The following is a 12762-nucleotide window of genomic DNA, read 5'->3' as shown; positions in this document are numbered from 1 at the left end:
GAAAAAAGGTTGAGAGAGGGCAAAAAAAAAGGGAGGAACGCCCGAATTTTCAGGGGCGGGAGATTCACGGCCGGAAACGGACGGCATCAAGAATACGCTTTTAAAAATGAATATCCGCCTCCCGAAGCAAATGCACAGGACAGCATGGAGCCCGTCAAAAAAGTTCTCCTCTGCCTTTTTGTACAGCAAAATGCCGTTACAGCCCGCTCATCCCCTTTTTTTATAATAATGGTCTGTTTTGAAATGGAGCCGTCTTTTTTCATATATATAATATCAATCGGAAGCTGTTTTTCCAAGGAATGTCTCAATATTATGTTCATATATATACCTCCTTCCGCCGGCTTCATTATAAACGAACAAACGTTCTTCTTCAACTCGATTTCTTCTCCTGAAAAAGCCGCAAGTAACCAGCGCTCCTGAAGGACAAACAAACTGACCGAACATACGGCCTGTTCATATGGTATAGAGAGAATCGCCAGAATGGGAGGGAAAAGTATATATGTTTGGTTACTCAATGGTACAAATGGTGCGGTCAAATGCTCATAAGCTGGACTGGCCGCTCAGAGAAAACGTATTACAGTTATATAAACCTTTCAAATGGACACCTTGCTTTTTGCACAAGTTTTTCGAAAAAAAGGTGAAAAACAGAAAGAAAATGTCAGTCATCATTGAATTTGAAGAGGGCTGCCATGAATCCGGTTTTCACAGCACAGGACAGGTCTTATCAAAAGAAAAACGCTGCACCATAAAAAAGCAGTTTCAAACAATCAATTGCTGCAGCGCCGAAGTCACTCCGTCCGCCCTTCACATGCTTCTTTCGCAATGCCGGGATATCCGTAAAATCTATTTAAACCGTGAAGTAAAAGCGCTCCTTGATACTGCAGCTGAATCGTCTCATGCAAAAGAAGTGACCCGTAACGGCACCGTATTAACAGGAAAAGGCGTAACCGTTGCCGTTATTGATACCGGAATCTATCAGCATCCCGATTTAGAAGGCAGAGTTATCGGATTTGCGGACTTTGTCAACCAAAAGACAGAACCGTATGACGACAACGGGCACGGCACCCATTGCGCCGGTGATATCGCAAGCAGCGGCGCTTCATCTTCCGGTAAATATCAGGGGCCGGCGCCGGAAGCCGATCTGATCGGAGTCAAGGTTTTAAACAAATCAGGATCAGGAACCTTGGCTGATATCATTGAAGGTGTGGAATGGTGCATACAATATAATAAAGAACACACAAAGAATCCGATCAGAATCATCAGCATGTCACTGGGCGGAGATGCGCTCAGATATGATAAAGAAACGGACGACCCGCTCGTCAAGGCCGTTGAAGAGGCATGGAATAAAGGAATCGTCGTCTGCGTCGCCGCGGGCAACTCCGGTCCGGAAGCTCAAACGATTTCAAGCCCCGGTGTCAGCGAGAAGGTCATCACGGTAGGCGCCTATGATGACAATGATACGGCCGGCAATGAGGACGATACGGTCGCTTCATTCTCAAGCCGCGGCCCGACTGTGTACGGAAAAGAGAAGCCTGACATTCTTGCGCCCGGGGTCGATATCGTATCTCTCCGTTCTCCGCGTTCATACCTTGACAAATTACAGAAATCAAACCGTGTAGGCTCCTTGTATTTCAGTCTGTCGGGCACGTCCATGGCCACTCCGATCTGTGCGGGCATTGCCGCCTTAATCCTTCAGCAAAACCCGCAGCTTTCGCCTGACGAAGTGAAAACACTGATCAAACAAAGTTCGGATCAATGGACAAATGAAGATCCGAACATTTACGGAGCGGGCGCAGTGAACGCCGAAAACGCCGTGCCGAAAGAATAATCTTTATATGATGAGTAAACGGGGTCGTCTGCACCGGAAGATGACCCCGTTTTTAGTAAACAATTATAATGAAGAAACTAGTAACTCTTCAAAACCGGCTGTCAGAAAAAAAGATCAATGCAAGGCAGTGTATTTCTAAAAAAATAGGGAATAAGTATGGTGTAGATAAAAGGAGGAATCACAATGGCACTTACAAACACCGAATTGTCTGAATGGCTGCAAAAACAGATCGGACAAACGCTTGATATCAGAAAAGGAGAGCTGACAGACAGCCGAAACGAGATTTCTGATATGGACCAGATCATGCTTCACCTTGATGATGTTCTCGTCCGCCGGACAAACCATCCCGATGACTATGTAGCGGACGAAGAGCTCGTCTTAAAAGGGCACGGCACAACCTATACGGAGGAAGGAAATGTCCCGCTTCCCCAAGATGCGTATGAAATCCCACTGCTCGGCGACATTACCATCCAAAAGGAGCAAGACGGATTAAAGGTACATACAGATCGGGCCGTTTATACAATCGGGACCCGGAAAGAGCAATAAAAAGAAAAAACGCCCTGAATCAGCGGCGTTTTTTTATTGGTTTTTTTCTTCAGAATATCCGTGGAACATCGTGAATGCGCAAAGCATAATGCCTAAAATAATGATAATCGGAAGCCAGATCACGGCAAACTTATAATCCGGTTCGGCAAAAGCGCCTATGACCGCCCCAAAGCAATACAGCACCAAGGCAAGCGCTCGCAATACAGCATCTCTCGTAAACTGCTTCCGCTTGTCCGCTTTGTAAAACCTTGCGGTGAGATCTTCAAAAAAATTAGCGAGCGTTCCTGTTAATACGGTCGTGGAAATCCCCGCTACACCAAGTTTTCTCGCGGCTGTCGTCTGCATTCCCATTGCGAAGCTGAGCAGCACAATCAGCACATAAACAGAAATGGCATCTGCAAAAAAGCAAGAGAACAAAGCAAACAGCAGCAAAACAGCTCCTTCAATAGCTAAAGCGGCAGTTACCGCAGGGGGCCAGAATGATTTCTTTTTATTGCCTACAAGCAGGGCCGCGGCAATAACGCCGGCAATAAATCCGATTAACGAGGTTAACGATTTGAGTACGGCAAGGTGCCATGAGTTGCCGATCGCCAGGCCGAACAGAACGATGTTCCCCGTCATATTGGCGGTAAAGATATGTCCCAGGCTTAAATAACCGATCACATCCACAATTCCCGCTGTTAAACAAAGAAGTAAAAGTGCAATATTTCGGTATGTAGTCACTGTCAATGTGATCCAATCCTTTCTCATGCTGATTCCAACATATAAGTTTACTCTTTGCCATTTCATATGTCCAGCCGGCGTGCCGCTTTTTCAGAGCATAAAAAAACTCCGGCGAACCGGAGAAGCTACTGAACGATAAATAGTACTCTCGTGCCGTCGGAGTATCCGCTCATTTGATTTCCAACCCATGAACCGGCCCCGCGATTATCCGACGGGGTTACATATCTGATATCAGCCCCCGCCCCGCCTTCTGTGCAGACTGCCATGGGCCATTCATCACGGTCAAACCCGGGCTTTGTCGGAATTCCTTTCAATGATTCTTTCCTTCTATTCTCCGCTCCGCCCCGATCAATTGTACAAATCTCAGAATGACCTGCCGAAATGGCGTCTTTTATATGATTTCCCGTCTCCGGATATTTTGACAGCGGGAAATACAGCACCTGATCGTATCGGGATGCGGCACGAGCAGCACTGTCCGAATGGATGCCGGCGCCCGTAAGACCGAACTGAAGAGAGATCACCAAAAGCAGACTTGCCGCCCATTTCATAAACGCATTCATTCACATCCTCCTTAAGACGTTGATATGAAGCGTAAATATGTATATTAGCCGGATTTAACACACATGATGAAATGGCAAAAAAAGTTTGCTGTTTTGTTGATAATCAACGAAAATGGCGGCTTTACGATTTGTCTATTGAACCGGCTTCTGTTTCCTTATATATTTTAGACATACTTACGAGCCGTTGTGATCAGTGTCTTCGGCAGATAAAAGGAGGAATGCCGTCCGGTCGGCAGGCACCGGCTGTTTGTTATGTCTTTTCAAAAACATGAAGGCGGGGAAATCCAGATGGAAAAAACAATGTTTCACCCACACTCACCCGAGTTTCACGAAAACCCTTTTGCGGTTTTAAGCAGATTCAGAGAGCAGGACCCCATACATAAATTCGAACTGCAGCGTTTCGGAGGCACCTTTCCGGCTTGGCTCATCACGCGTTATGATGATTGTATGGCGTTTTTAAAAGACGGCAGAATTACGAGAGATGTAAAACGGGTCATGCCGAAGGAGCTGATCGCGAAGCTGAATGTCAGTGAAGATATCGATTTTGTCTCAGAGCATATGCTGGCAAAAGACCCGCCGGATCATTTACGTCTTCGATCTTTGGTGCATCAGGGGTTCACTCCCCGGATGATTGAGCAGCTTCGCACCGGGATAGAGCAGATCACAGAAGAGCTGCTGGATGAAATGGAAACAAAAGCAGACCCTGATATCATGAGAGATTTCGCCGCACCGCTTCCGTTTATCGTCATTTCCGAGCTGCTCGGAATTCCGAAAGAGGACCGCGCCAAATTTCAAGTGTGGACAAACGCAATGGTCGACACGTCAGAAAGCGGACAAGATGCGACCAACCAGGCTCTCAAAGAATTTAAACAGTATATGAAAACACTGATCGAAGAAAAAAGAAAACATCCGGGTGAAGACTTGACGAGCAAGCTTATTTACGCTGAAGAGGACGGCCAAAAGCTGAGTGAATCAGAGCTGTATTCCATGCTGTTTTTGTTAGTCGTTGCCGGGCTTGAAACAACGGTTAACCTTCTTGGCTCCGGCACCCTGGCGCTTCTTCTGCACAAAGACCAGATGGAGAAGATAAAGCGGCAGCCGGAAAATATCCAGACGGCGGTCGAAGAGCTTTTGCGTTATACCTCTCCCGTCATCATGATGGCGAATCGATGGGCGATTGAAGATTTCACTTATAAAGATGTTTCTATTAAAAAAGGTGATATGATATTTATCGGTATCGGTTCAGCCAATCGGGATCCGGAATATTTTGATGACCCTGATACATTAAATATAGCGAGAACACCGAACCGTCATATTTCTTTTGGATTCGGCATTCATTTTTGTCTCGGGGCTCCGCTCGCCCGGATGGAAGCATCCATTGCCTTTACCGCGCTTTTAAAACGGTTTCCGAATATAGAGCTGAAAGGCGCGCCCGAGGATGTAACATGGAGAAAAAATGTGTTTTTGAGAGGGCTTGAAACATTGCCTGTCAGATTTTAATATCGCCCCCCTGTTTATCGGGGGTTTTTTAATGTCTTATAAACAGAAATCAATATGACATTGAAGATTTAGTACATAGTTAATTTAGTTCTATATGGATAAAAAAGCGGCCGGATTGCTCCGGCCGTTCTCTATTACCGTTTTACCAACTCATTTGTTTCGTCCAGCTTTTTTCTGAAAGATTTAAGGAAATTTGCGCTTATCGTTCCTTTGTTTGCGTACAGTTTTTCGCAAAATGCTTTAATGGCGTTTTGCGGCTTCGGTTCCGACAGCATTGTGACATGATTGGAAGAGTGAACGTCCAGCAGGTGAAACTGTTTCATCTGGCGTTCCCATTCTTTCCAATACGCATCATGGTCTAACGGAATCTGTTCTTCCTCTGCTGTCAGATAACGTTCAAGATCTCCGAGGAACAAACCGCTTTTATTACGGAAGTAGTAGCATTGCAGCCCTTCCGGATGAGGCAGCGGCTTCATGTCATACTCTTCCATTCCGTAAGCGAGATGCGTCTTCATCATTTGCTCCAGCTGCATCCGGATCGCTTCTTCGGATTTTGGCAGACCGCGCTTTTTGGCAAGGCCGATCAATTCTTTCAATACTTCTTCTTCCTCAGCCTGGACGGTAATGTCTTCTCTGCTGATTAATGCCTCTTCAAGGTTTTCAGGCTTAAGATATGCTGTAAGCATCGTATTGATTGTTTGCAGCATGACCGACTTAACAGATGGTTTTCTTTCTTTCCATTTTTCACTGTACGGGGTGTCGATCATGACGGCGCTTTTTACCGTATGACCTTCCTCCTGCAAGAGGCGCGCGGTTTCGTATGCAAGCATTCCGCCCAAGGAATATCCGCCGAGGTCATAAGGGCCTTTCGGCTGTACCGCTTGGATGATTCTCTTATAAGAAGCGGCCGTCTCTTCGATTCCTTGCAGCGGCTCTTTCCCTGTCAAACCTCTTGCCTGGATGCCGTAAAAAGGTCGCTGACTCTTTTTGGCGAATGGCTGGTATGCTTCAACGCCTCCCGTTCCGCCGTGAAACCAAAAAACAGGACGGCCTTTTTCTCTATCATTCAGCTTGACGAGTTCGGGAAAATTCCGGCCCGCCTCCTGCGATTGGTTCGTTTTTAACAGCATGCTAATCTCCTGAACAGTGCTGCATTGCTGAAGAGCCTCCAGACTGATGCGGCTGTCTCCGCCCTCAAGTTTTTTCAGCAGCTGAATAGAGGAGATTGAATCGAAGCCGTATTCAGTCAGCGGCTTATTTTGATCCATTTCCGCTGGCTCCATCCCCAAAATGTCTGCCACAATGTCAGCTGCGCTCTCTCGGCGGATCTGAGGATTCTGTGAAACCGGTGCAAGGACGATGTCTTCTGGCTGACCGCCGTTCCAATACTTATGGTTTTCAAAAGGATATGTCGGAAGCGGCACTCTTTGAACAGATTTGCCTTGGTGGAGTCTGTCCCACGATATATCCGCACCTTTCACCCAGCAAAATGCAAGCTTTTCCAGATTGTTTTCAGCCAACAGCGTCTCCGTGACGACTGTACCTAGAGTCCCTTCCAGTAAAACGCCGATATCTCCTGATCCAGTCTGCTGACTGCCTGTAAAGAAGCTTTTCATTCCATTGCTTTCTTCGGAAAATGCTCTGTACTCTTTCAGTTTTTCCAGCAATTCATCTTGATTGCGGGCAACGAGTGCCAGGCGGCAGTTCATCGCCTCACGGCCGGTCTGAAGCGTATAAGCAATATCCCGCAATGACGGAGTATCTCCAGTTTGCACAAAATCAGCCAGCTGACCTGCGGCCGCCTTAAGACGCCCTTCGCTCTTAGCAGAAAGGACGATAAGCTGCGGTTCATGCACAGATTCTGTGTCTTTAGGACTCAGGCTATACTGTTCCAAGACGACATGCGCATTCATGCCGCCGAAGCCATAGCTGTTAATTGCGGCCCGGCGCGGGATCGGTCTGCCCGTATGGTCGGTGAGCTGTGTCCATTCCTGATTGTCTTCGGTGAAACGGAAGCGGCTTTTCTGAATGGCCATTTGCTCATTTGCAGCTGTAAATCCGGGAATGCCCGGGATGGTATGATGCTTCATGGCCATCGCCACTTTTATAAGGGCGGCCAGTCCGGAAGCGAGTTCGCCGTGCCCGATGCAAGGTTTCACGGTGCTGATATAACAAGGCGCGCTTTCCTCTTGATTTGCAGACTCGCGGTAACCCGCTTTGATTGCATTAAACTCCAGCGCATCTGCCATTTCGGAGGCAATGCCGTGCGCTTCAATATAAGTGACGGTTTGCGGATCAACATCGGTGTCTTCGTACGCTTTTTTCATTGCGGCCTTCATTCCCGCCGGATTCGGTGCGTGAAGCGACATGCCTTTACCGCCGTGAGACACTCCTGTTCCTTTAATGACCATGTGAATATGATCGCCGTCATCAATTGCCGCCTCAAGCGGTTTGATGATGATCACGCCCGCCCCTTCGCTTCTGACAAAGCCATCGGCATCTTTTTGGAACGATTTCGCCCGGCCGTTTTTGCTTAAATATCCCATTGAATCAAAACCGATAAAGCCCTTCGGCGACTGCAGAATATTGGCGGCGCCCACGACAGCCTGCTCACATTCGTTATGACGGATTGATTGAACCGCCCTGTGCAATGCCACCAGCGTTGACGTGCAGGCAGCCTCGTAATATTCACTCGGTCCTTGTAAATTCAAGGCATATGATATCCTGTTCGGAATGATGGACGGGATGGCTGTTCCATTGTTCGGATCGCTGTTGCCCGCGGCAATGAAAACGCCTGTCGGTCTGCTTGATAATGCCTTATTTGTCAGGCCCGCATCCTCCATTGCCTTCCATGTATGCATCAAAAGCAGAAATTGCTCCGGCCCCATTTGTGATGCCTCTTTAGGAGAAATTCCGAAAAAGAGCGGGTCAAATTCGCCGACACCGTCAATAAAACCGCCCCATCTGAGACTCGTGTCATTCTCATCACCGGCGTAACGGCGCCAGTCCCAGCGGTCCGCCGGAATTTCGGTAATACAGTGATCCCCGTTTACGATGTGCTCCCAAAAAGACTGGATATCCGGGGATTGCGGAAACTGAGCTGACATACCGATAATCGCGATTCCTTGCTTGATATCGGCGTTATCACAAGGCGGATGCTGTTTCTTCGGTAAAGTGCGCTCTTCTGTTTCCGTGATCCTGGCCTCTTCTGAATACTTATGATCGGCAAGCAATTGAGAAAACTTGCTCTCATATGCTGACGCGAAGTGGCGGGTCAGCTCCTCCGCGGTCGGATACTCGAAAAACAATGTTGGATTCACATCGATGTCCGCCTCTTGGCCGATCTCTTTTGTCAACCCGATCAGGCTCGCTGAATCGAGTCCCAATTCCATGATATTCGCGTCAGAACGAAGAGATGGCCCCGGTTCACCCATCATCTTGGCGAGCTTGCCAAGGACGTAGCTGCGGATATCATCTGTCAGACTGCCGGCAGAAATCGGTGCTCCCGCATTCTTAACAGCCGTTCGGGCCGGCTGATTTATCTGTTCGGTTTTCGGGCGGAACCGTTTCAGGGCATAGCCTTCAAAACGCATCACCACTTCCGATCGCCTGCTGATGACATCTGCGTTAATCAGAATCATTTCCCCCGTTTGTTTGGCCAGCTTGATGTGCAGCCAGCAATCGGTAAGATCTTCCGGGCTGCTGAAGGTGACGGAATTAATGCCGAACGGCAGATAGCTTTCCGCCTCCGTTTGGTCCAATAAAGAAAGTGAGGCCAAGTAAGCACTGTTGGCGATTAACGGATTTACGGCATAATGATGCGCTTGTTGTGAGTCGCTATTGTTCAGGTTCACTTTCGCTAAAACGCCATCAGAGCCTTTGTACAGGCGGGTGATCGTTTTAAATTCTTCTCCCCACACGACAGTTCCCGTTCCGTCTCCGTATAACTCATCTATCCGGCCCACTTCCCGGTAAGAGCGCTGAATGGCCGTCAGATCCGCGTGCTGCTTTTGAAACGGATACGGGCTGCACTCGGCATACGCCGCTATGCTCCAATCAGGAGACGTGCGGCTGCGGTGCATTATGCTTAGTTCAAATCCATCCCCGTTTTGTTTCGATTCTGTTTTCAGCTCGATGCGATCGCCTTTTTTTACGGTAATGGGGCTCGCGTAATTCAGTTTTTTAATTTGTCCTCCTTCCGCTTCAGGAAAAAGATCACAAAAATGATCGACTGCCAGACTGTTATATGTAGCGCCGACGAGTACCGGTTCTCCGCTGAATTGATGCCCTTTCACGTATGGGTCGTCATCACTGTATACCGCCTGAACGCCGGCAGCGTTTTCTGATTCAACGAATTGAAAAGAAGTCCCGTGGTCAAAAGCGTAGGCCGGCAGATGAACGGCGTGCTCTTGCTGCAACTGATCAAACGCGATATTCTCTCCTTTTTCCCATTGCCGCGCACGCCGGCCAATATCAGATTCAGAGAAATTGAGATTCCGCTGATCCATGCGGTAAGCGGACAGCTTTTCCAGCAGTTCCTGAACGGAAGCAGCCGTAAATGCCGCCCGATACTCCGAATGATGCGTTCTTTTTTGCAGCGCGGATGCGATGGCGGCCGGATGAAGAGATGGCGTCTTTTCTAAGAAGGCCGCCAGTCTCTCAAGATAGGCTTCAAAACTCCATTTTGTTTTCGCTGACACAGGGAAAATATATTCCTCATCGCCGTGACGGGCCTGAACGGAATTCGGGCTGATATATTCTTCTACGATGAGATTTGCATATGCTCCGCCTGCCCCGAAGGAATTGATCATGCTTCTCCGCGGTATGTTGTCCCCCGTTTCGGCATCCCTCATACGCTCCCAATACTCGGTTTTTTCCTGCAGGTAAAAAGCCGTTTGTTCAAGCGCGATATTCGGGTTTTGCGGTTTTGCATTAATGGTTGGAACTAATGTTTCCCGCTCCATTTGCAGCAGCACTTTCGCGAGCTGGGACATGCCGGAGGCCGCCTCTAAATGGCCGAGATTTGACTTGACGGATCCAAGCGCGCAAAATCGTTTTTTATCGGTATATTGCGCGAACGCGTTTGTAAGGGCAATGACCTCAATCGGATCTCCCAATACAGACCCGTTTGCCGCTGATTCAACATAACTGATTGTTTCCGGATTGATTCCCGCCTTGTCAATGGAAGCCGCCATGAGCTTCGCCTGCTGTTTCGGATCCGGAGCCGTGTACATCTGCCTTCCGCCGCTATGGCACAACGCGCTGCTTTTAATGACCCCGTAAATATGGTCTTTGTCAGCAACCGCTTTGGAGAGCGGCTTCAAGAGCACCGCCCCGACTCCTTCTCCCGGCATCAGGCCCGTGCCGGTTCCGAAGCTTTTGCTCTCACTTCCCTGTTCAAGCAAATTCGCCCGTTCGAGCGCATCATATTTAGACGGTTCAAGCGTGAGATTGACCCCTCCGGCAATCGCCATGGAACAGCTGTTAAGCTTCAGGCTTTCACAGGCGAGATGAATGGCGCTCAGTGAGCTGGAGCATGCGGTCGTAACGCCCATGCTCGGGCCCGTTAAATTGAAAAAGTGGGAAATGCGGTTGGCGATATGCCAATCCCCTCCATTAGAGCTGAGCGCGGCTTTTTCCAATGACGGGATATTCCAGAAATATTGATTGTACATACTGCCCATAAATACACCGATGCCGCTGTCTGATTCCTGCCATTCGTTTACTCTTTCTAACGAGTAACCGCCATTTTCAAATGTTTCCCATACGGTTTCTAAGCTTAGACGGAGCTCAGGCGTCATCTCCATCACATGGTCTTCCCGGATGTCAAACAAGTGATGGTCAAAAGCGTCAATATGCTGCAGAAATCCGCCGTACCGTGTTTTGTGTTCTTCTTTTCGTGTTTCTTTTGCCATTGTTTTCAGAAGACCGGATTTCCATCTGTTTTCCGGGGCTTCCGTAATACAGCTGTCTCCGGCTTTTAAATGCTCCCACAGCTCATCGAGCGTTTCAGACTCGGGATAGCGGCCGCTGATGCCGATAATGGCAATGTCGTCACGATCAGAACGATTAACGGTGACGGTTTCTGTTTCCGGCTTTGGCGCTTTTGGCGCTTTTGGCTCTTTTTGTTCATTGATAAATCGCCGCGTTTCCGTGACAAGCGGCACCGGTTCATTCATTGCAGGTTCCGGATGCTCCGTTTCAGGAGGCGCTTGTTCGGCTCCGAATGCCTGTTGCAGCTTATCCGGGTAAGTTTCCAGCAAATACTCGGCAAGTTCTTTCGTATTCGTGTGTTCAAATAAGATCGTTTTCGGCAGCTCGCCCGTCAATGTTTCCAGTTCGCGGATAAAATTCACCTGCAAAATGGAGTCGATGCCGTATTTTTCAAAGCTGGTTTCCGGCTGAATGCGCTCGGGAGCAAGCTTTATGGACTTGGCTAACGTTTCTTTTATGAATTGCACAGTCCGGTCTGTGACTGAGAAAGACGGTTCTGTGAAATCAGCCGGCTCTTTGGAAGCCGCAGTTTCTTCAACCGCCTGCGCGTCCGGCTGCTTTTGCCTGATAACGCCGTCGCTTTCTGCCGCCACGATCTGCTGGCCGAGGTGATGTGACGATTCCGCCATAAATGTAACGTACCGATATCCCTCGCTTTCCAGCGCAGACTGCCACGCTTCAGGATACAGCCCCGGGCATCCGGGAATGCGCAGTTTGGCGTCTTCATACAGCCACCAGCCTTCCAAAAGGCCGAATGTCAGGTGAGAATAAACCGAATGGCTGCTGATCTCATTTAATAGCAAAATCCCATTCTTTTTAAGCACCGCTTTGGCATTGCGAAGTGTCCGCCGAATATTTTTTGTCGCGTGAAGCACATTTGCCGCAATTACCGCGTCATATGCGCCCGCCTCTATACCCTGCAAAGCCGGGGGCTCTTCCACATTAAACCGCTTATAAGTCAAATACGGATTGTCGGGACCGTATTCTTTTTCAGCATGCATGAAAAAGGCCTTTGACAGATCGGTGTAGCAATATTCTTTCACATGATGTTTGTACTCTTTTAATCTTTTGAAAACGGCCGCGCTCGTCCCGCCCGTCCCCGCTCCGATCTCTAATATCCGGATTTCCGCGTTCGGGTCTTCTTTCAGGCGTTCTTCAATGAAAGCCGTCAATGTGTCAGCGAGCACCTCATTAAAGTAGTCTGCCGTTTCATTGTTTTTATAGATTCCTTCAACCAATTCCATTGAGGAATCAGGAAACAGAACATCAGTGGCAGAAACTCTGCCGGATAAAATATCCGGCAAAGCTCTGAGAGCGGTCTCCACTAAGGTGATCATCGCCTCTTTGCTGCTGTCCTTGAGTAAAGGAGCTTTCTTTTCATCCCATTCTTGCCACAGCACGTCCGCACGCTCTATCGGACCCGTTAACACATACGTACTGCCTGACTGTTTCAAAAAGCCTTTTTGCACCAAGATGGAGATGCTTTCTTCCAGCCACCTGCCGTAAAACCCCTGCATGACAGGCTGCGTTTCGTTTTCCGTAAAAAATCCGACAGATTTCAGCTGGCTTGCCAATAGTTTGTAAAGAAGATCTTCAGTGTTTTGCAAAGCC

General features: G+C 48.5%; 7 protein-coding genes. 3 read left to right on the top strand and 4 right to left on the bottom strand.

Translation table 11 applies throughout. The features are described 5' to 3' along the window. Window positions 1-86 precede the first annotated feature (86 nt). A complete protein-coding gene (locus tag HWY38_RS09805; protein WP_224181729.1) occupies window positions 87-320 on the bottom strand; it encodes a hypothetical protein in 234 nt (77 codons plus the stop codon). A gap of 179 nt (window positions 321-499) precedes the next feature. On the opposite strand from HWY38_RS09805, the gene HWY38_RS09800 reads away from it, so the two are divergent. Both HWY38_RS09800 and HWY38_RS09795 read left to right on the top strand, forming a co-directional pair. Then, the gene (locus HWY38_RS09800) at window positions 500-1828 is read left to right on the top strand and encodes a S8 family peptidase (RefSeq protein WP_224181728.1); all 1329 of its coding nucleotides are present in this window, start codon (window positions 500-502) and stop codon (window positions 1826-1828) included. A 183-nt stretch (window positions 1829-2011) separates the two neighbouring features. Further along, on the top strand, window positions 2012-2374 hold the full coding sequence (locus tag HWY38_RS09795) for a hypothetical protein (protein ID WP_007410383.1): 363 nt from the start codon (window positions 2012-2014) through the stop codon (window positions 2372-2374). A gap of 33 nt (window positions 2375-2407) precedes the next feature. Here HWY38_RS09795 and HWY38_RS09790 read toward each other — a convergent pair whose 3' ends face one another. Continuing rightward, a complete protein-coding gene (locus HWY38_RS09790; RefSeq protein ID WP_224181727.1) occupies window positions 2408-3163 on the bottom strand; it encodes a YoaK family protein in 756 nt (251 codons plus the stop codon). Between the two features lie 59 nt (window positions 3164-3222). After that, window positions 3223-3657 carry a NucA/NucB deoxyribonuclease domain-containing protein gene (locus HWY38_RS09785; RefSeq protein ID WP_007611576.1) on the bottom strand — a complete coding sequence of 145 codons (435 nt, stop codon included), beginning with the start codon at window positions 3655-3657 and terminating at the stop codon, window positions 3223-3225. A gap of 288 nt (window positions 3658-3945) precedes the next feature. Here HWY38_RS09785 and HWY38_RS09780 point away from each other — a divergent pair, with 288 nt between their 5' ends. After that, window positions 3946-5157: a cytochrome P450 family protein gene (locus tag HWY38_RS09780; protein WP_224181726.1), complete on the top strand. Its 1212-nt coding sequence runs from the start codon at window positions 3946-3948 to the stop codon at window positions 5155-5157. Window positions 5158-5291: 134 nt separating this feature from the next. Here HWY38_RS09780 and HWY38_RS09775 read toward each other — a convergent pair whose 3' ends face one another. Continuing rightward, window positions 5292-12758, bottom strand: coding sequence for a beta-ketoacyl synthase N-terminal-like domain-containing protein (locus HWY38_RS09775; protein WP_224181725.1), 7467 nt, complete (start codon window positions 12756-12758; stop codon window positions 5292-5294). Window positions 12759-12762: the final 4 nt, after the last annotated feature.

This window comes from Bacillus sp. KS1 (assembly GCF_020075515.1).
GTDB classification, from domain to species: Bacteria; Bacillota; Bacilli; order Bacillales; family Bacillaceae; genus Bacillus; species Bacillus velezensis.
This window is presented reverse-complemented; position numbering and strand designations above follow the sequence as displayed.